Consider the following 18,886-nt stretch of genomic DNA (forward strand, 5'->3'; position numbering starts at 1 on the left):
CCGGACCCATCGGGCGCGTGCGTCAGGGAGAATACGGGAACGTCCTGGACCTACCGCCGATGCAGTTCACGATCAAACTGCCGCACGAGGCGAGCTCCATCCCGCTCGCACGCCGGGAGCTGGAGCGGCTCGCCGGGCACGTCGACGACTTGACGCTCCGCAACACCCGCCTGCTCGTGTCGGAGCTGGTGACCAACGCGGTGCGTCACGTGCCGGCCGGCGAGCACGACACGATCCGCCTCAGCGTGGAGGAGACGGACGGGCACGTGCGGGTCGAGGTGTGCGACCAGGGCCCGGGCTTCGAGCCGGCACCACGCGGCGAGCGGCAGGACGAGGCGTCCGGCTGGGGCCTGCACATCCTCGCCCGGCTCGCGGAGCGGTGGGGCGTGGAGAACGACGACGGCGCGACCGTGTGGTTCGAGCTGTCGTCTACAGCGAGGCCCGTCTGACCTGGCGGCCGCCGTCGTTGGCGGCGCAGACGAGGAACTCGGGCGCGGGGCCGAGGACCATCTGGCGCTGCCACACGGCGGCGCGCGTGTCGTCGCCCGGGCGGGCGGTCAGCCACGTGACGGTCGGGTCGTCCTCGCCCCGACGCAGCAGCCGGTAGACGCCGCCGGCGCCCGTGCCGGAGAGGCGGGCGGCGGCGTCGTGGGGGCCGCGGCGGGCGCCGCTCATCGCCCGCTCGTTCAGCGCGCCGAGCTGGGCCCAGTCGGCGACGGGGTACCAGTCCTCGTACGCGGGGCCGTCGTGGTGGGGCGCGCGGTCGAGCCGGTAGGTGCGGCTGCCGGGGAGCGCGAGCGCCTGGTGGAAGGCGCGCATCGCGTGCTCGTACGCGCCGATGTCCGTGCCCGGGGCGGGCGTGTGCCAGAAGACGTAGGCGAGGGTCACGCCAGGTACACGCACGAGCGGTGCGTATCGTGACCGGCGTGGACCTGGTCGAGGAGGTCGTGCCGCTGCGCGACAGGGAGCTGGCGGTGCTGCGGCCACGTGACGCGGAGGCCCTGATCGACGAGGAGGCGTTCGCGCGCGACGAGCGCATGCCCTACTGGGCCGAGCTGTGGCCGGCTGGCGTGGCGCTCGCGCGCGCGGTGAGCGCCTCGGCGCTGGGCGGCCGGCGGGTGCTGGAGCTCGGGTGCGGCGGGCTCGCCCTGCCGTCGATCGCGGCGGCGCTGGCGGGCGCGCGGGTGACGGCGACCGACTGGGCGCCCGAGGCGCTCGAGCTGGCGGTGGAGAACGCGGAGCGCAACGGCGCGAGGATCGCGGTGGAGGCGGTCGCGTGGGAGACGCCGGACGTGCTGCTCGAGCGCGAGTGGGACCTCGTGCTCGCCGCGGACGTCCTGTACGAGCGCCGCAACCTCGACGTCCTGCTCGACCTCCTGCCGCGGCTGGGCCCGCGCACCTGGCTCGCCGACCCCGGCCGCACGTTCACCGAGGGCTTCCTGGCCCGCGCGCAGGAGCGCTTCGCGGTCGACACCAAGCGCGACCCGATGCGCCCCGCCGTCGCGGTGCACCGCCTCACGCGCCGCTGACCCGAGGGCGCGCCGCCGCGCTTGCAGCCTCTGACGAGATTGTGGAACAATTCCACACGTGCCACGCGTCCTCGTCCTCTCCGCCGCCGTCCTGTTCGGCACGACCGGCAGCGCGCAGGCGCTCGCCGACCTCGACGGCTCGCCGCTCGCCGTGGGGTCCGCGCGGCTCCTCGTGGGGGCCGCGCTCCTGCTGCTGGCCGCGCGGCTGGTCGGCTCCGCCGGCGCGGGGCGATGGTCGCCGCGCGCGCTCGCGGTCGTGGCGCTCGGGGTGGCGGGCTACCAGCTCGCGTTCTTCGCTGCGGTCGCCGACACCGGCGTCGCGGTGGGGACGGTCGTCGCGCTCGGCTCCGCGCCCGCGCTCGCGGGGCTGCTCGGGCGGGTGGCCGACGGGACGCCGCTCGACCGGCGCTGGGCCGCGTGCACCGCGCTCGCCACCGCCGGCGTCCTGCTGCTCGTGCTGAGCGGCGGCGACGCGGAGGTCTCGCCGCTCGGCGTGCTGCTCGCGCTCGGCGCGGGCGCGTCGTACGCGGCGTACACCGTCGCGTCGAAGCGCCTGCTCGCCGACGGCCACGCGCCGGAGGAGGTGATGGCGCGCGGGTTCGGCCTGGCCGCCGTCCTGCTGCTCCCCGTCCTCGCGGTCACCGCGCCCGACATCGCGAACGCCGACGGCGTCGCGCTCGCGCTCTACCTGGGCGCGATCCCGACCGCGCTGGCCTACGTGCTCTTCGCCCGCGGCCTGTCCAAGCTCGGCGCGGGGGAGACCGCGACGCTGACGCTCGCCGAGCCGCTCACCGCCGCGCTCCTCGGCGTCCTGATCCTCGACGAGCGCCCCGGCGGCGTCGCCGTGCTCGGCGCGGCGCTCGTGCTCGCCGGCCTGATCGCCCTCGCCGCGCCCCGCCGCCGCGCCGCCGACGCGCCCCCGCTCACCGCCGCCGAGGCCGCCCGCGCATGACCGCGATCGCCCCGCTGCCGCGCCGCTCCGCCGTCGACGAGCTCGCGGCCGCGCTCCGCGCGCGCATCCTCGACGGCGACTTGGGCGGCGGCGAGCGCCTGCGCGAGCAGGAGCTGACGACGGCCTACGACGTCGCCCGCCACACCGTCCGCGCCGCGCTGCGCGCGCTGGCGGCGGAGGGCCTCGTGGTCGTCGAGCCGCACCGCGGCGCGCACGTCGCGCGGCTCGGCGCGCCCGAGGTCGAGGGGCTGTACGAGCTGAGGACGGCGCTGGAGGTCGAGGCCGTCCGCCTCGCGCTCGCGCGCCACGACGGGACGCTCCCGCCCGCGACCCGCGAGGCCGCCGCGCGGCTCACCCGCGTCTGCTCGCGCAAGGCGCCGCGCTGGGGCGACGTCGTGACGGCCCACGACGCGGTCCACAGCGCGCTCGTCGCCGCCTCCGGCTCGGCCCGCATCGCCGCCGCCCACGCGGCGCTCGCGGGCGAGACGCGCCTCTTCATGGTCCAGCTCAAGCCCTCGTGGACGCTCGCGCGGATGGCCGAGGACCACGAGCGCCTGCTCGACCGGCTCGAAGCCGACGGCCCCGACGCGCTGCGGCCGCACCTGCGCGAGTCGGCCGACGCGGTCATCGCGCTGCTGACCTGACCCGCGAGTGGCACGCCGCCGTTCCGCGTGCAACACTTCCCGCCGCTGTTGCGCCGGCACCACCCCGCCGGCGCTCGTGGAGGAGAGGAGAACGGTGTCCATGAAGGGTCGACGCGCGCTGCTCGCGGCAGCCGCCGCTGCCGCCGCGCTGTCCGGTGGGGCGGTCGCGCAGGCCGCGCCGGCGGAGAAGACGGTCACGCTGCCCGGGTTCGACGCGGCGGGGCCGGCGAAGTACGACAAGGTCAAGGTCGTCAAGACCGGGCCCGACAGCGCGAAGAACGTGTTCGTGCTCGTCCCCGGCACGTCCGCCGGCGCCGGCTACCTGCTCCCGCTCGCGCGCACGCTCGCGGAGCAGCTGCCCGGCTGGCAGATCTGGTCGGTCGAGCGGCGCGAGAACCTGCTCGAGGACCACACGGTGCTCGACCGCTACAAGCGCGGCCAGGCCACCGCGCAGCAGTTCTTCGACTACTACCTCGGCTGGCTCGGCAGCCCCACGCCGCCGGCGCAGCACTTCACCCCGCCGGCCGACGACAGCGTCGCGTTCGCCCGCGAGTGGGGCATGAACGTCGCGATCGAGGACCTCAAGCGGGTCATCGCGAACGCCCGCAAGGGCGGCCGGAAGGTCGTGCTCGGCGGCCACTCGCTCGGCGGCAACATCGTGGCCGCGTACGCGACGTGGGACTTCAAGGGCCGCGCGGGCGCCAAGGACCTCGACGGGCTGGTGCTGATCGACGGCGGCAGCGGCCCGGGCACGAAGGAGCGCCCGACCTACACGCCGGCGATGGCGAAGGAGGCACTCGCCACGATCGGCAAGGAGAGCCCGTTCCTCGACCTCACCGGCCTCAAGCTCCCGTGGAGCGCCGGCGTGTTCAACGCGCTCGGCTCGACGCTGGCGCTCAAGGCGCCGGACGAGCCCGCGATGCTCGGCAGCTGGCCGCTCCTCCCGGGCAACCTCAAGCCGCCGGTGCCGGCGACGAACCGCGGCGGCTACGGCTACGCGCTCGACACCGAGACCGGCCCGGACAGCCTCGCGCTCGTCCAGATGCACCTCGGCAGGCTCGCCGCCGCCGGAGAGCCGCGCGGGTGGGAGGACGGCGGCCTGGTGACGCTCGAGCGGGCCGCCACCGCGTTCTCCGGCCCGGTCGGGATCGACGGCACCGCGTGGTACCACCCGCGCCGCCTGACGCTCGACGGCAGCGTCACCAACGGCGGCGTCGCGAACCCCGGCCAGAAGACGCTCGGCGTCAAGTCGACCCGCGCGAAGGACCTCGACGTGCCGATCTACGCGATCGAGACGTCGCTCGGCGCCGGCCGCGTGCTCAAGGGCGCGAAGCTCCTCTCCAAGAACGGCAAGGGGCGGGCCAAGCAGGTGACGCTCGTCGACCGCCACGCGACCGAGGCGCACCTGGACCCGATCGTCGCGGACCCGGACAAGAGCACGTTCATCCGCACGATCAAGCCGTTCCTGCGCAAGGCGACGAAGTAGGCGCGCCGCGGCCGCGGGCTTAGGATCCGCGGCCATGGCGCTCCCTGAACCGTCACCGTCCACCGCCGCCCTGATCACCGGCGCCTCGTCGGGGATCGGGGCGGCGCTCGCGCGCCGCCTCGCCGCCCGCGGCCACGGCGTCCTGCTCGTCGCGCGCGGCGCGGAGAAGCTCGAGGCGCTGGCCGAGGAGCTGCGGAGCGCGCACGGCGTCGCGGCCCACGCGCTCCCGTGCGACCTGGCCGACGCCGCCGCCCGCGACGACCTCGCGGCGCGCGTCGAGGCGCTCGGCCTGGACGTGTCGGTGCTCGTCAACAACGCCGGGTTCGGGACGTACGGGGCGTTCGCCGACAGCGACCGCGCGCGCGAGCTGGAGGAGGTCCGGCTCAACGTCGAGGCCGTCGTCGACCTCACCTCGCGCTACCTGCGCGGGATGGTCGCGCGGGGCAGCGGCGCGGTCCTCATCACGGCGTCGACCGCCGCGTTCCAGCCGATGCCCGGCTGCGCGACGTACGCGGCGACGAAGGGGTTCGACCTCATGTTCGCCGAGGCGCTGCACCGCGAGAACCGCGCGACCGGCGTGACGGTGACCGCGCTCTGCTCCGGCCCGGTGCGGACGGGCTTCCAGGAGGCGTCCGGCTCCGAGGAGCACGCCAAGTCGCTGCCCGGCCCGCTGTGGCGGTCGGCCGACCAGGTCGCCGACGCGGCCATCCGCGGGCTGGAGCGGGGCAAGCGCGTCGTCGTGCCGGGGGCGCCGAACCGGGTGCTCGCCGCCGCCGGCCGCCACGCGCCGCGGCCGGCGGTGCTCGCGGTGACCGACGTCGGTTAGCCGGCGCGCTTGACGAAGAGGAGCAGGATCCCGACGAGGTCGCCGTTGTGCGTGTCGGGGACGGACGAGACGAGCGCGTAGCCCTCCTCCTCCCGGCGGCGCAGCGCGGCGTCGACCTCCGGCGCGTTGGTCTGGAGGGTGCCGGCGGCGTTGCGGACGCGGACGTAGTCGGTGGCGTGCATGGCGGTGGAGTGTGACGGGCGGCGTCCATACTCCTGCGCCATGGCCAACGTCTTCGAGCCCCACTTCGACCGCGACCGCGACGAGCCGCCGTACCGCTGGCGGCGTGCGCAGATCGGCAAGCAGGCGGGAATGGAGCAGCTCGGCGCGTCGCTGTACGAGGTGCCGCCCGGCGCGACGACGTTCCCGCTCCACGTCCACTACAACAACGAAGAGGCGATCGTGGTGCTGAGCGGTCGGCCCACCGTGACGGCGATGGACGGCAGCGAGCGCGTGCTCGCGCCGGGCGACGTCGTCGCCTGCCCGGTGGGGCGCCGCGGCGGGCACCGGCTCGACAACCGCAGCGACGAGCCGGTGCGCGTGCTGATCTTCTCGACGATGAACGCGCCGGAGATCAACGAGCTGCCCGAGACCGGCCAGTTCTGGGTGCGGTCGTACGTCCCGGGCACCGCCCCGAGCGGCGCGGACGACGAGCTGGACGTCTTCCTGCGGCCCGACCCCGGCGCATGACCTTCCTCGGCTTCGAGACGCGCACCTTCCCCGAGGGGACGCACACGGTCGCCGACGCGGCGGCCGCGGTGGGCGTCGCGCCGGGGCAGATCGTCAAGTCGCTGGTCGTCCGGCGGGTGCCGTCGGGCACCGGCGTCCTGTGCGCGGTGTCGGGTCCGAACCGGCTGTCGCTGGCCGCGGTCGGCGCGCTGGTGGGGGAGCCGGTCGAGATGGCGAAGGCGAAGTGGGTCCGCGAGGTGACCGGGTTCCCCATCGGCGGCGTGGCTCCGGCCGGGCACGCGACCCCGCTGGAGACGCTGATCGACGAGGACCTGCTCGCGTTCGACGAGGTGTGGGCCGCGGCGGGGTCGCCGTACGAGGTGTTCCCGCTGTCGCCGGCGCAGCTGGTGGAGCTGACCGGCGGGCGCGTCGTGGCGCTGCGGGAGCCGTAGCGCGTCCTACCGTTGGGCGGCGTGACCCCGCTGCGTTCCGGGCTCGCCGCGGGCGTCGGTGCGTACGTCCTGTGGGGGCTCCTCCCGCTCTACTGGCCGCTCCTCGAGCCGGCCGCGCCTGTCGAGATCCTCGCGCACCGCGTGGCCTGGTCGCTCGTCCTGCTCGTCGTCGTCATGGCGGTCGCCGGTGGCTTCCGCTGGGTCCGCGGGCTGTCGCGCCGGTCGGTCGGCCTGCTCGCGGTCGCCGCGGTGCTGATCGCGGTCAACTGGGGGACGTACATCTACGGCGTCAACGCCGAGCACGTGGTCGAGACGTCGCTGGGCTACTTCATCAACCCGCTCGTGACCGTCGCCCTGGCGGTCGCGGTGCTGGGGGAGCGGCTCTCGCGCGCGCAGGTCGTCGCGGTGGCGATCGCGTTCGTGGCGGTGGTCGTGCTGACCGTCGACTACGGCCGGCCGCCGTGGATCGCGTTCACGCTCGCCATCACGTTCGCGCTGTACGGGCTGGTCAAGAAGCGCGCGGGCGTCGGCGGGCTGCAGAGCGTCGCGGTCGAGTCGGCGGTGCTCGTCGTGCCGGCCGTCGCGTACCTCGTGTGGCTGGAGGCGGCCGGGCGGGGGACCGTGGGCAGCGAGGGGGCTGGCCACGCGGCGCTGCTGTCGCTGAGCGGCGTGGCGACCGCGGTCCCCCTGATCCTCTTCGGCGCGGCGGCGGTGCGCATCCCGCTCTCGACGGTCGGGCTGCTGCAGTACCTCGCGCCGACGATGGCGTTCCTCATCGGCGTGCTCGTGTACGGCGAGCCGATGCCCGCGTCGCGGCTGGCCGGGTTCGCGCTGGTGTGGCTGGCGCTCGTCGTCTTCACGGTCGACGCCGTGCGGACGGTGCGGCGGGCGCGCGCCGAGGCGGTCGCGGTGCCGGCGCCGGCGTGAGCGCGGGGCCGCGCGTCGTAGTCTGCGCTGCCGATGCCTGACGTCCTCCGCCCCATCTTCGACCAGGTCGTGATCAAGGAGCTCGAGCCGGACCGCATGCGCAAGTCCGGGCTGCTCGTCCCGCAGGGGACGCACGACCTGCCGCCCAACGAGGGCATCGTGCTCGCGATCGGCGACGGCCCGCCGGACCTGCCGGACTTCAAGATGCCCGTGCGGGTGGGGGACCACGTGGTCTTCCCGCGCTCGGCCGGGGTGTGGGTGGAGATCGAGGACGAGCGCCTGCTCGTCTGCCGCGTCCGCGAGATCCTGGGCGTGATCGAGGCCGGGCCCGCGCCGACCGACTCGTAGCTTGCTCGTCCTCCTGCCGCCGTCCGAGGGGAAGACGGCCCCGACGGCCGGCGACCCGGTGTCGCTCTCGTCGCTCGCGTTCGCCGACGCCCTCGCCAAGTCGCGCGAGCGCGTGCTGCGGACGCTCGTGAGGACCTCCTCCGGCCGCCCCGCGACCGCGCTGGCCGCGCTCGGGCTCTCGCCCGGGCAGGTGTCGCATCTCGCGGAGAACGCCGCGCTGCTGGACGCGCCCGCCGGGCCGGCGCACGGCGTGTACACGGGCGTCCTGTACGAGCACCTGCAGCTGCCGTCGCTGCCGGCCGCGGCGCGGGAGCGGGTGCTCATCGCGTCCGCGCTGTGGGGCGTCGTGCGGCCGGACGACGAGATCCCGGCCTACAAGCTCTCGATGGGTGCCAAGCTCCCGCGCTTCGCGACCGGCCTGGCGGCGTTCTGGAAGCCCGCGCTGACGAAGGCGCTGCCCGACGACGGCCTCGTGCTCGACCTCCGCAGCGGCAGCTACGCCGCCGCCTGGAACCCGCGTGCCGCGACGGTCGTCTCCGTGCGCGGCTTCACCGAGCGGCCCGACGGGTCGCGCGCGGTCGTCTCCCACATGGTCAAGGCGACCCGCGGCGACGTCGCGCGCCTCGCCCTCGCCGCTCCCACGCCGCCCGCCTCGCCGGAGGACGTCGCGGAGCTCGTCCGCGCCGCCGGCCACACCGTCGAGCTGAGCCCGTCCAAGACGGGCGTCTTCCTCGACGTCATCGCGCCCGCGTAGCCCCGCCCGGCGATCGCCTCCCGGCCGAGATCGGTTCCGCGGACGCCTTGACAAAGAAAGTTGTCAATGGTTCGATGGGGGTGTGCTCGACGTCGAGGTGATCGAAGATCCCGGGGCCGCCGTGGTGGCGCTCGACCCCATCCGTGCGCGGCTGCTCGCGGAGCTGGGGGAGCCGGCGTCGGCCGCCGCGCTCGCGCAGCGGGTCGGGTTGACGCGGCAGAAGGTCAACTACCACCTGCGCGCGCTGGAGGCGCACGGGCTCGTCGGGGTCGCGGAGGAGCGGCAGTGGGGCGGGCTGACCGAGCGGTTGCTGCAGGCGACCGCCGCGTCGTACGTCGTGTCGCCCTCGGCGCTCGGGGCCGCACAGGCCGACCCCGCGCGCGCCGCCGACAAGCTCTCCGCGCGCTACCTGATCGCGGTCGCCGCACGGGCGGTGCGCGAGGTGGGGGAGCTGGCGCGCCGGGCCGACCGCGACTCGGGGCGCGTCGCCACGCTCGCGATCGACACCGAGATCCGCTTCGCGTCCGCGCAGGCGCGTGCCGACTTCGCGGAGGAACTCACCGCGGCGGTCACGCGACTCGCGCAGAAGTACCACGCGCCCGAGGGCCGCGACCACCGGCTCGTCGTCGCCGCGCATCCGATCCCACAACCGGAGCAGGAGGACCAGGCATGACCGATGGACGCCGCATCGAGACCGAGGTGGAGGTCGCCGGCACCCCCGAGGAGGTGTGGGAGACGATCGCGACCGGGCCGGGCGTCACCGCCTGGTTCGTCCCGACCGAGATCGAGCCGCGCGTCGGCGGCGCCTACCGGCAGGATCACGGCGCGGGCTTCGAGGAGACGGGCACGATCACCGCCTACGACCCGCCGCACCGCCTCCGCTACGAGGAGCCGTTCCACCCCGACGGGGACACGGCGCGCCAGCGGCTGCTCGCCACCGAGTACCTCGTCGAGGCGCGCAGCGGCGGAACGTGCGTCGTGCGCGTCGTCTCCAGCGGCCTCGGCGACGGGGACGAGTGGGACGCCGCGGTGGAGAGCTTCACGACCGGGTGGCGCCGCGCGCTCGACGACCTGCGGCTCTACCGCGAGCGCTTCCCCGGCCAGCGCGCCGCGACGATCCTCGCCGGCGGGGAGACGCCGCCCGGCACCAGCGCCGAGCGCGCGTGGGAGCAGCTCGCCGCCGCGATCGGGCTCCCCGCGCGGCCCGCGGTCGGCGAGCGCGTCCGCTCCCGCGACGGCGCGCCCGCGCTGGCGGGTGAGGTCGCGGGCGGCGACGCGGGGGCGCTGACGCTCGTGCTCGACGCGCCCGCCCCGGGCATCGCCTACCTCGGCACCGGCGGCCCGGGCGCGCAGGTCTACACGTTCGCCCGCTTCCGCCTCTACGGCGACGGCGCGGCGGACGTCGCGGCGCGCGAGCAGCCGGCGTGGACGGAGCTGCTCGCCGGAGCGCGCCCCTGACTCACCGGACGGTCACGCGGCGCGTCGCGGCGGTGCGCGTGGCCGCGCCGCTCGTGTCGACCGCGCGGGCGCTGACGACGTAGCGGCCGCGGGCCGGCAGCGTCACCGACCAGCGCGTCGTGCCGCGCGCGGTCAGCTCGACCGGCTTGCGGCACGAGCGCACGGCGGTGAGCGTGCCGCGCGCCGTCAGGAAGCGGCAGCGCGCGCTCACACGGCGGGCGACGGTGACGCGGACGAGCGCGACGCGGCACCCGCCGCGGCCGGCCCGCGCGGTGCCGCGGACCGTGCGACCGGTGGTGCGGGTGACCGTCGCGCGCGGCGGCGTGCACGCGGCCGCGCCGGCGAGGGTGGAGGCGGCGGTGGACCTCGTCGCGGCCGTCGAGCGTGCGGACGGCGCGGCCGGCGCGGCCGGTGTGCTGGATCCGGCGGGTGCCGCGCCCGGCGCCGCCGGGAACGTCCCGCGCGCCCCGTCGTCGCCCGCGACCGGCAGGTCCGGCGGCAGGTCGCTCACCTCGAAGACGTCCACGCCGCGGACCGCGTCGACGGTGTAGACGAGGTTCGTCTTGCGCCCCGGCACGACCACGCCCGCCGCGTCGCGCTCGGGCGCCCAGTACGCGTCCCACACCTCGGTCACGCCGCCGGTGAAGTACCCGAACTGCTTGAGGTCCCGCGCGTCGCGCACGTCCACGAGCCGCAGCCCCTGCTGGTAGTAGCCCTGCGCGACCACGCCGCTCTGGTGGTAGTCGAACCAGTGCGCCGAGCAGAACGCCCCGACCGGGGAGGACAGCCCGCCGCCCGACTCGGCCGGCGGGTTGATCGTGTCGAGCGGCGTCATCGTGCCGCGGTCCGGCGCCGCGTCCGGGTTGCCCGCGCGGTACGCCGCGCCGTCGAGCGACGGCAGCGCCCACGTCTGCAGCGTCCCCGCACGCGAGCACACGACCTCGTCGCCCTCGTTCGCGTAGTCCTCCTCCGTCACCAGCACGACGTTGCCGTTGGCGACGCTGTAGTCGCTCGACGACCCGAACGCCCGCGCGTTCGGCCGCTGCGAGTTGTGGTGGATGAAGTCGTTGTACGGCGACGCGGTGCCGTGCTCGTCGGTGCCGTTCAGCAGCTGCGGGTGGAGCGGATCGGCGATATCGAACGCCGCGGTGCCGCCCGAGCCGGTGTGCCACGCCACGCCCGCGCCGTCGACGTTCCAGTGGTGGCCGGCCTGCCCGATCGGACCCTCGCCCGCCGCCGGCGAGCGCACCGTCGCGACCTGGCGCGGCGCCGTGATGTCGGACAGGTCGAAGATCGAGAACTCCCCGTCCTCGTCGCCCGCGCTGTACGCGACGGTGCACGCCGCGTTGACGCACGCGACGGTGTGCGTCGAGGTCGTTGCGGCGTCCGGCCCGGTCGACGGCGTGCGCCCGGCGATCCGCGGCCGCGCCGGGTCGGTGACGTCGACGATGATGAGCTCGCGCCCGCCGATGCGGCCGATCGCGTACCCGTCCGGGCCGACGCTGGCCTGCCCGAGGTCGTTGCCGACCAGGAGGAACCGCTGGACGGTCCCGTCCGCCAGCGTCCGCTCACCGAGCGTCATCGCCTCGTTCTCGAAGATGGCGTTCGCGAGCTTGCCGACGGGCCGTGGCGCGCGCGGGTCGGACACGTCGAGCACGCTCACCGAGTCCAGCCCGGAGACGTAGAAGTACGGCGCCGAGCGGGAGAAGACGCCCGAGATCGCGGCCGTGCCCGGAACGCTCGCGATCAGGTCGACGTTCGTGCTGCCCAGCACGGGCGTGGCACGCGCCGGGGTCGTCCGCGGCCCGCCGAGCAGCGCGGCGAACAGGAAGCCGGAGAGCGCGGTGAGCGCGACGAGGACGGCGATGGCACGTGCGGAAAGGCCCATGCCGCCCACAACGCCCGCGAAGCGCGGAGCTTGCGGGCCGTCCCGCGACGTGGCGGGTTCGCGTGGGGTTGCCGTCGGCCGGGCCGCCTAGGATCGGCCCCGATGTCTCCCACGAAGCCGCCGTACCGCCGCCGCCGACCCGCCGCCGCCAAGGTCCCCGAGAAGCCCGTCGAGGCCCGCCCGGGCGAGGCGCTGGTCTGGACCGACGGCGCGTGCAGCGGCAACCCGGGCCCCGGCGGCTGGGCGGCGATCGTGGTCCCGCCGGACGACGCGGGCGCGCCGGTCGAGCTGAGCGGCGGCGAGGCCCACACGACGAACAACCGGATGGAGTACACGGCGGCGCTCGAAGGGCTCCGCTCGCTCCCCGCCGGCAGCGCCGTGTGCATCGTCACCGACTCGCGGCTGATGCTCGACTCGATGACGAAGTGGATCCACGGCTGGAAGAAGAAGGGCTGGAAGACGGCCTCTGGGGATCCGGTCAAGAACCAGGACCTCGTCCAGGGCCTGGAGGCCGAGATCGCCCGCCACGCCGAGGTGCGCTGGCACTGGGTCAAGGGCCACGAGACGGGCGCCGAGCACGCGCACAAGGTGCTCAACGACCGCGCCGACCAGCTCGCGGTCGCGGCCGCGAAGGTCGCCGCGGGGCGCGCGGCGGCCTGACTAGGCGGCGCGGGCTCGCGCCCGCGCGAGCGCGCCGGCGATCAGCGCGACGACGACGTGCGGCTCGCGCGTGAGCTGCTCCCACCCGATCCGCAGGACGTCGAACCCGGCGGCGCGCAGCTTCGCCTCGTTCCGCCGGTCCCGCGCGAGCCGGTGCGCGTGGGTCGCCGCGCCGTCGACCTCGACCACGAGCCGCTCGCGGGCCCACACCGCGTCGACGCGCACGCCGGCGACGCTCACGTTCGTCTTCGGCGTCGGCAGCCGCGCCTGCCTGAGCAGCGCGCGCAGGACCTGCTCGGCCTTCGACGCGGTGTAGCCGTCCGCCCCGCTGCGACTCGCCGCCCGCAGCCGCTCCACCCCGGCGCGCCCCGGCACCATCTCCAGCGCTCCTGGCGGGATCAGCCGCAGCGCGTGCGCCTCGTTGACGGCGCGGGTCAGCTCGTCGAGCGTCGCGACCGCCGCCAGGTCGTGCAGCGTCCGGCGCGGGTTCGTGATCGGCAGGCCCTCGCGGATCCACACCTCGTCGCGGCGGAGGGTGGTGGAGCGGTGGACGACGATCCCCACCCGCTCGACCCGCCGCGTGTGCGGGATGGTGATCTCGGGCAGCGCCGGCGGCGGCAGCAGCCGCAGGACCGCAGCGGCGGACCGGTGGGTGGCGACCGCCCCCGCGCCGCACGCGAGCAGCGCGGCCGTCTCGCTGGCGAACGGGACACCCGCCACGTGCCCGACGGCATATGCGCCGCGGTGCACCGGGTGGAGCCGGGCGGTGTGGACGCGGTGACGGATCGCGTCGGGGCTGAGCCCAGCGGCGACGAGCTGGGCGTGGGCGACGACGCCGCGCTGGCGCGCGGCGACCTCCGCCACCTCCACGTCAGGCCCGGTGACCCTCCCATCGTCGCTTGCGCGACGGCGCTGGGAGGGTTGTTCGGCTCTGGTGCCGGTAACGCTCCCACCGTCGCGCTTCGGCTGACGTTGGGAGGATCGGCGGGGCTCGCGAGGGGACATGGGGACCACGGAACCTGCCCACCCGTGCTCCGGCAACCCCGCTCCGCACTTCCGGCACGATCCCTCCGCGCCTCCGCCGCACGCCGCCGCACTTCCGACGCAGGGACCCGCCCGCTGGAGCGCCGGCGCGGCCGGCGAGCACGGCGGCGTAAGCCCGCGCGGCGCAACTCGCTGTCCGTCGGAGGGGAGCGCGGCCGCGACGGAGCGCGCAGCCGCGCGTACCGTCGGGCGCATGGGCATCCTCGACAAGGCCGTGAAGGCGGCCGCCACCGCGAAGGTGCAGTTCGACGACCTCCGCGAGGCGCGCGCCGCGACGCAGACCAAGCCGGTGGAGGCCGGGACGCTGAGCGACCACGACGAGGACGTCGTCCGGCGCGCGCGGCAGCACGGCGCGCCCGACCCGTACCTGCTGCTCACCCAGCACGAGGCGATGGACGTCGCCGGGCTGCCGCTCGGCGGGCCGCACCTGATCTACGGCGACGACACGATCGGCGTGAAGTTCGAGGCGCAGGGTCCCAGGCACCAGCTGCACCGCGCCGAGGTGAGCGCGTTCCACGGCATCGACGACGAGTTCGACGCCGGCGTGCACTGGTTCGGCTACCTGCGCGACGCGGTGGCCGACGACGCGGTGCCGGTGGAGGGCCTCGGGCAGGCCGCGCTCCAGCGCAGCGACGACCTGTTCGTCCTCGCCGATCCGCTCCTGCTCATGGTCGCCGTCACCACACCGGACCGCGCGGGCGACCCCGAGCGCGCACGAGCGGTCGCGCGCCACGTCGTGGGCCGGCTGCTCGGCTGACGGTCGAGCTGGGCGCGGCGGCGCTCAAGTCCGGCGCCCCGATGCTCCGACAACCATCGGGTGACGGGGCGCGTGGAGCTGCGGGAGACGTCCGGGATGACCTCCCGGCTGGTCCTCGCGTACGCCGAGCGCGCCGGCGGGCGGCCCGCGGTGGACGAGGTGCTGCGCCGCTCGGGCTGCGCCGATCGCGAGGAGGAGCTGCTCGACGAGCGCAGCTGGATCTCGTTCGCGACGAAGATCCGCCTGTTCGAGGCGCTGGCCGAGACGCTCGACGACCCGGCCGTGATGCGGCATGCGGGCGCCGCGGTCCTCGACCTCAGCGTCGGCGACGGGCTGAAGGTCGCGCTGCGCGCGCTCGGCTCGCCGCGCCTGGTCTACCAGCACATCGTCCGCGCGAACGGCAAGTTCTCCGCGATCCACAACCTCGAGCTGCTGCGGCTCGAGCGCGACCGCGCGACGGTCGCGTTCTCCGAGCGTGACACCACCTACGGCATCCATCCGCACGACTGCGACTACACGCTCGGCCTCCTGTCGGTCGTGCCGGCGCTGTTCGGGATGGGGCACGCGCACGTCAGCCACGCGCTGTGCGCGGCGCACGGCGCCGATCGCTGCGTCTACGAGCTGACCTGGCAGCACACGCGGCTGTCGACGCGCACGACGGTCGCCGCCACCGCGGGCGCCGCCGCCGCGCTGGCCACCACCGCGCTCGCCGCGCCCGCGCTCGTCCCGGCCGCCGCCGCGGCCGCCGCGCTGGGAGGCGCGAGCCTGGCCGCCGCGACCGTCCGGGCGCGCCGCGCCCGCTGGCGCCAGATGGAGGACGAGCTGCAGGACCGCGAGCTCGTCTCCACCCGCCTGGCCGCCTCGCTGCAGGACCTCGTCGCCGAGCTCGACCTCCACGAGCTGCTGGGCAAGATCGTCGAGCACGCCCACGCCGCGGTCGGCTCGAAGGCGTTCCTGCTCCTCGTCGCCGAGTCCGACGGCGCCCCGCGCGCCCAGGCGTCGACCGGCGTCCCCGCGCTGCCGACCGCGATCATCGAGCGGTGGGTCGAGCAGCGCCACGCGGGCGCCACGGAGCCGGTGCTCGTGGAGGACGTGAGCCTCGACCCGCTGCTCGCGCCGCTGGCGCACGACGCGGAGATGCCGATCGGCTCGGTCTGCCTGACGCCGCTGACCTACCGTGGCCACCCGGTCGGGCACCTGCTCGCGCTCGCGCCGCAGCCGCGCACGTTCCTCCCGCGCGACGTCGACCTCGTCTCCGCCTACGCCGTCCAGGCCGCGATCGCGCTGGCCAACGCGCGGATGTTCGCCACCCAGCGGGCGCTGGCGACGCGCGATCCGCTCACGCAGCTGCTCAACCACCGCGAGTTCCACGAGTCGATCGACCGCGAGCTGGACCGCGCGCGGCGGTACGGCGGGGAGGCGGCGGTCGCGCTGTTCGACCTCGACGGCTTCAAGCTCGTCAACGACGGCGCCGGCCACGCCGAGGGCGACCGCGTCCTGCGGGCCGTCGCCGCCGCGCTGGCGAGCACGTGCCGCGGCTCGGATCTCGCGTTCCGCATCGGCGGCGACGAGTTCGCGCTGCTGCTCCCCGAGACCGGCCGCGCCGAGGCGCGCGTCGTCGCCAACCGCGTGCGCGACGCGATCGCCGGCGTGGACGCGCGGGTCGGCGCGTCGTTCGGGATGGCGGCGTGGCCGGAGGACGGCGGCTCGAAGGACGTGCTGCTGGCCGCCGCCGACGCCGCGCTGTACGCGATGAAGGGCGGGAGCGAACGGCGCCGGCGCGTCCCCGGCCGCGCGGCGGCCACGGCCGTGACCCCGGCCGCGCCGGCCGCGAGCAGCGGCGCGCTGATGCGCGAGCGCCTCGCCGTCGCCAGCCGGCTCTCCTCCCGCCTGGCGCCGGTGCTGACGCCGGAGCGGATCGTCGAGGCGGCGGTCGCCGAGCTCCACCACGCCTTCGACTACGGCGTCGCCTACGTCCAGCGCGTCGACCACGACGCGGCCGAGCTGCGGACGCTCGTCGTCGGCGGCACGCTCACCGAGACGCGCGACATCCCGCGCTGGACGCAGCCGATCGGGGTCGGCGTCGCCGGCCGCGTCGCCCGCACCGGCCGCGTCGCGCTCGTCCACGACACCGCGCTCGACCCCGACCACCGCGGGCCGCAGTACGTGCGGCCGAGCTCCGACCTCGTCCTGCGCTCCCAGCTGACCGTGCCGCTGCACGTCGCCGGCCGCGTGTGGGGCGTGCTGTCGCTGCTCGACGAGGAGCCGAGCGCGTTCACGTCCGACGACGTGCTGCTGCTGGAGACGATCGGCGCGCAGGTCGCCGCCGCGCTGCACCGCTCCGAGCTGTTCGCCGAGCTGGACGGCGCCTTCGCCACGACGCTCGCCGTGCTGTGCGACGCGCTGGAGGCCAAGGACGCCGACACCGCCTCGCACGCGCACGACGTGGGGGAGCTGGCCTACGCCGTCGGCGTCCGGCTCGGCCTGGACGAGGACGAGCTGCGCGACGTCCGCTACGGCGCGCTGCTGCACGACGTCGGCAAGATCGCGGTGCCGACCGAGATCCTGCGCAAGGCCGGGCCGCTCACGCCCGCCGAGCGGACGGAGATCGAGCGCCACACGATCGTCGGCGCCGACATGCTCGCGCGCATCCCGTTCTTCGCCCGGACCGTGCCGCTCGTGCGCTCCTCGCACGAGCGGTGGGACGGCACCGGCTACCCGGACCGGCTGGCGGGGGAGGAGATCCCGCTCGGCGCGCGGATCGTCTGCGCCTGCGACGCGTTCGACGCGATGACGACCGACCGGCCCTACCGCGCGGCGCGCTCGGAGGCCGAGGCGGTGGAGGAGCTGCGCGCCTGCGCGGGCTCCCACTTCGACCCCGCGGTGGTCGAGGCGCTGGCCGCGCTGGTCGAGGCGCGCAACGTGGCACGCGCGCCCTCCGCCTGAACGTCCAAGCCGTCTTCATCGGGCCTTCATCGCGTCCGATGAAGTGAGCGTCATGCTCGAGATGCTCTTCGTGCTCCTCGCGTTCGCCGCCACGATCGTCCTCGTCCCGGCCGTCCTCATCGTGGGCGGCTGCGCCCTCGCGGGTCTGCTGGACGACGAGCGCCCCGAGCGCTACCTGGACGACCCGAGCGCGCGTCGCCGCGCCATCATCGGGCGCTAGCTCCGCGCTTTACCGAAGCTTTGCCCGGGCTTGCCGGGCACTTCGCCGGCGGGCGGGGACCATGGTCGCCATGAAGCGCATCACGGTCATCACCGCCATCGCGGCCCTGACGCTCACGCCGACCGCCCTCGCCGCGCCGGCCTCCGCCCAGACGACCCGCGAGTTCGAGGGCAGGGTCGTGTCGGTCGACACCGACGCGCGCAGCTTCCGCCTTCGCGACGAGGGCCGCACGGTCACGATCCACGTCAGCTCGCGCACGCGCTACGAGCGCCTGTCGGGCTTCGGCGCCGTCCGCGTCGGCCGCACCGACATCGAGGCGACCGTCCGCCGCTCCAACGGCCGCTGGGTCGCCCTGGAGGTCGAGCGCTCCGGCCGCGACGACCGCGGCGACGACGACCGCGGGCGTGACCACGACGAGGACTGACCCCTCGCTCCCAACCCGGCACACCTTCGACTCCGCATCGGAGTCGAAGGTGTGCTGCGGCGCGCTCGGATCTTGACGAACGACGGGTTGCGATATATCGTTGACGTATCAAGAGTCAACGATGGAGGAATCACATGCGTCACGGATACGCATTCGCACACGCCGGCCCCGCCCACGGGTGCGGCCGGAGCTGGAAGGCCGACGTCCTGCGCGCGATGCGCGGCGGCGAGGGCTGGGAGGGCGGCGAAGGTCGTGAGCGGCGTGGCGGCGAGGGCCGCGGCGGCCACCGCGGCTTCGGCCACCACGGCGGCCGGCCGGGCGGGCCCGGCTTCGGGCCAGGCTGGGGCGGACCGCCCTGGGGCCCGTGGGGCCGCGGCGGCCTCGGGCCGGGCGGCCCGGGCGGCCGTGGCGGGCGGCGCCGCAAGCGCGGTGACGTCCGCGCGGCGCTCCTGCTCCTGCTCGCCGAGGAGGCGCGCAACGGCTACGGCCTGATGCAGGAGATCGAGCGGCGCAGCGAGGGCCTCTGGCGGCCGAGCCCCGGCTCGGTCTACCCGGCGCTCCAGCAGCTCGAGGACGAGGGGCTCGTCCGCGCGGAGGAGCAGGAGGGCGGCAGCAAGCTGTTCCACCTGACCGACGCGGGGCGCGAGCACGTCGACGCCAACCGCGAGAAGCTCGGGGAGCCCTGGGCCGACCTCAGCGGCGGCGAGGACGACCCGCGGCGCGAGCTGCAGGGCCTGGTCGCGCAGGTCGGCATGGCCGTCATGCAGGTCGGCACCGCCGGCGACGAGGCGCAGGTCCAGCGCGCGAAGGAGCTCCTGACGGAGACCCGCCGCTCGCTCTACCGCATCCTCGCCGAGGACGAAGAGGGCGGCGCGGAGGCCTAGCCGCCGCCCCGCAGACCC

At 75.6% G+C, this 18,886-nt stretch carries 23 protein-coding genes; 19 read left to right on the plus strand and 4 right to left on the minus strand.

Annotation, left to right across the window (positions count from 1 at the left end):
- Positions 1–59 precede the first annotated feature (59 nt).
- On the plus strand, positions 60–449 hold the full coding sequence (locus AC1UE5_RS15940) for an ATP-binding protein (RefSeq protein WP_482925224.1): 390 nt from the start codon (positions 60–62) through the stop codon (positions 447–449).
- On the opposite strand, the gene AC1UE5_RS15945 is transcribed toward AC1UE5_RS15940, so the two are convergent.
- Positions 430–888 carry a hypothetical protein gene (locus tag AC1UE5_RS15945; RefSeq protein WP_482925226.1) on the minus strand — a complete coding sequence of 153 codons (459 nt, stop codon included), beginning with the start codon at positions 886–888 and terminating at the stop codon, positions 430–432. The genes AC1UE5_RS15940 and AC1UE5_RS15945 overlap by 20 nt on opposite strands.
- A gap of 20 nt (positions 889–908) precedes the next feature.
- Here AC1UE5_RS15945 and AC1UE5_RS15950 point away from each other — a divergent pair, with 20 nt between their 5' ends.
- The 5 genes from AC1UE5_RS15950 to AC1UE5_RS15970 all read left to right on the plus strand — a co-directional run bounded on the left by AC1UE5_RS15950 (position 909) and on the right by AC1UE5_RS15970 (position 5,437).
- Positions 909–1,529 (plus strand): class I SAM-dependent methyltransferase, encoded by a 621-nt coding sequence (locus AC1UE5_RS15950; RefSeq protein ID WP_482925228.1) that lies wholly within the window; start codon positions 909–911, stop codon positions 1,527–1,529.
- Between the two features lie 58 nt (positions 1,530–1,587).
- The gene (locus AC1UE5_RS15955; protein WP_482925230.1) at positions 1,588–2,481 is read left to right on the plus strand and encodes a DMT family transporter; all 894 of its coding nucleotides are present in this window, start codon (positions 1,588–1,590) and stop codon (positions 2,479–2,481) included.
- The gene (locus tag AC1UE5_RS15960) at positions 2,478–3,125 is read left to right on the plus strand and encodes a GntR family transcriptional regulator (protein WP_482925232.1); all 648 of its coding nucleotides are present in this window, start codon (positions 2,478–2,480) and stop codon (positions 3,123–3,125) included. The genes AC1UE5_RS15955 and AC1UE5_RS15960 overlap by 4 nt, the downstream gene beginning before the upstream one ends.
- A 100-nt stretch (positions 3,126–3,225) precedes the next feature.
- On the plus strand, positions 3,226–4,611 hold the full coding sequence (locus tag AC1UE5_RS15965) for an alpha/beta fold hydrolase (protein WP_482925234.1): 1,386 nt from the start codon (positions 3,226–3,228) through the stop codon (positions 4,609–4,611).
- Positions 4,612–4,645: 34 nt separating this feature from the next.
- On the plus strand, positions 4,646–5,437 hold the full coding sequence (locus tag AC1UE5_RS15970) for an SDR family NAD(P)-dependent oxidoreductase (protein WP_482925236.1): 792 nt from the start codon (positions 4,646–4,648) through the stop codon (positions 5,435–5,437).
- Here AC1UE5_RS15970 and AC1UE5_RS15975 read toward each other — a convergent pair.
- Positions 5,434–5,619, minus strand: coding sequence for a hypothetical protein (locus AC1UE5_RS15975; RefSeq protein ID WP_482925238.1), 186 nt, complete (start codon positions 5,617–5,619; stop codon positions 5,434–5,436). The genes AC1UE5_RS15970 and AC1UE5_RS15975 overlap by 4 nt on opposite strands.
- Positions 5,620–5,659: 40 nt before the next feature.
- Here AC1UE5_RS15975 and AC1UE5_RS15980 point away from each other — a divergent pair, with 40 nt between their 5' ends.
- The 7 genes from AC1UE5_RS15980 to AC1UE5_RS16010 all read left to right on the plus strand — a co-directional run bounded on the left by AC1UE5_RS15980 (position 5,660) and on the right by AC1UE5_RS16010 (position 10,045).
- Positions 5,660–6,127, plus strand: a complete 468-nt coding sequence (locus AC1UE5_RS15980) for a cupin domain-containing protein (RefSeq protein WP_482925240.1) — start codon at positions 5,660–5,662, stop codon at positions 6,125–6,127.
- Complete coding sequence (locus tag AC1UE5_RS15985; protein WP_482925242.1) at positions 6,124–6,558, plus strand: YbaK/EbsC family protein; 435 nt, start codon at positions 6,124–6,126, stop codon at positions 6,556–6,558. Before AC1UE5_RS15980 ends, AC1UE5_RS15985 begins: the two co-directional genes overlap by 4 nt.
- A 21-nt stretch (positions 6,559–6,579) precedes the next feature.
- Complete coding sequence (gene rarD / locus AC1UE5_RS15990) at positions 6,580–7,485, plus strand: EamA family transporter RarD (protein ID WP_482925244.1); 906 nt, start codon at positions 6,580–6,582, stop codon at positions 7,483–7,485.
- Between the two features lie 33 nt (positions 7,486–7,518).
- Complete coding sequence (locus AC1UE5_RS15995) at positions 7,519–7,833, plus strand: co-chaperone GroES (RefSeq protein ID WP_482925246.1); 315 nt, start codon at positions 7,519–7,521, stop codon at positions 7,831–7,833.
- Between the two features lies 1 nt (position 7,834).
- Complete coding sequence (locus tag AC1UE5_RS16000) at positions 7,835–8,587, plus strand: YaaA family protein (RefSeq protein WP_482925248.1); 753 nt, start codon at positions 7,835–7,837, stop codon at positions 8,585–8,587.
- An 82-nt stretch (positions 8,588–8,669) separates the two neighbouring features.
- Positions 8,670–9,260, plus strand: coding sequence for an ArsR/SmtB family transcription factor (locus AC1UE5_RS16005; protein WP_482925250.1), 591 nt, complete (start codon positions 8,670–8,672; stop codon positions 9,258–9,260).
- Positions 9,257–10,045, plus strand: a complete 789-nt coding sequence (locus AC1UE5_RS16010) for an SRPBCC family protein (RefSeq protein ID WP_482925252.1) — start codon at positions 9,257–9,259, stop codon at positions 10,043–10,045. Before AC1UE5_RS16005 ends, AC1UE5_RS16010 begins: the two co-directional genes overlap by 4 nt.
- Before the next feature lies 1 nt (position 10,046).
- On the opposite strand, the gene AC1UE5_RS16015 is transcribed toward AC1UE5_RS16010, so the two are convergent.
- The gene (locus AC1UE5_RS16015; protein ID WP_482925254.1) at positions 10,047–11,933 is read right to left on the minus strand and encodes an LVIVD repeat-containing protein; all 1,887 of its coding nucleotides are present in this window, start codon (positions 11,931–11,933) and stop codon (positions 10,047–10,049) included.
- Between the two features lie 102 nt (positions 11,934–12,035).
- On the opposite strand from AC1UE5_RS16015, the gene AC1UE5_RS16020 reads away from it, so the two are divergent.
- Positions 12,036–12,593, plus strand: a complete 558-nt coding sequence (locus tag AC1UE5_RS16020; RefSeq protein ID WP_482925256.1) for a ribonuclease H family protein — start codon at positions 12,036–12,038, stop codon at positions 12,591–12,593.
- Here AC1UE5_RS16020 and AC1UE5_RS16025 read toward each other — a convergent pair whose 3' ends face one another.
- Entirely contained in the window at positions 12,594–13,463 is an 870-nt protein-coding gene (locus AC1UE5_RS16025; protein WP_482925258.1) for a DUF559 domain-containing protein, read from the minus strand.
- A 367-nt stretch (positions 13,464–13,830) separates the two neighbouring features.
- Between AC1UE5_RS16025 and AC1UE5_RS16030 the strand changes: the two genes are divergently transcribed.
- The 5 genes from AC1UE5_RS16030 (at position 13,831) to AC1UE5_RS16050 (ending at position 18,868) form a co-directional block, all read left to right on the plus strand.
- Positions 13,831–14,394 (plus strand): hypothetical protein, encoded by a 564-nt coding sequence (locus tag AC1UE5_RS16030; protein ID WP_482925260.1) that lies wholly within the window; start codon positions 13,831–13,833, stop codon positions 14,392–14,394.
- 96 nt (positions 14,395–14,490) lie between these two features.
- On the plus strand, positions 14,491–17,340 hold the full coding sequence (locus tag AC1UE5_RS16035; RefSeq protein WP_482925262.1) for a bifunctional diguanylate cyclase/phosphohydrolase: 2,850 nt from the start codon (positions 14,491–14,493) through the stop codon (positions 17,338–17,340).
- 52 nt (positions 17,341–17,392) lie between these two features.
- The gene (locus tag AC1UE5_RS16040; RefSeq protein WP_482925264.1) at positions 17,393–17,560 is read left to right on the plus strand and encodes a hypothetical protein; all 168 of its coding nucleotides are present in this window, start codon (positions 17,393–17,395) and stop codon (positions 17,558–17,560) included.
- Between the two features lie 70 nt (positions 17,561–17,630).
- Positions 17,631–17,984, plus strand: coding sequence for a hypothetical protein (locus tag AC1UE5_RS16045; protein WP_482925266.1), 354 nt, complete (start codon positions 17,631–17,633; stop codon positions 17,982–17,984).
- A 134-nt stretch (positions 17,985–18,118) separates the two neighbouring features.
- A complete protein-coding gene (locus AC1UE5_RS16050) occupies positions 18,119–18,868 on the plus strand; it encodes a PadR family transcriptional regulator (protein WP_482925268.1) in 750 nt (249 codons plus the stop codon).
- The last annotated feature ends 18 nt before the right edge of the window (positions 18,869–18,886 follow it).

The organism is Parviterribacter multiflagellatus, from assembly GCF_056863265.1.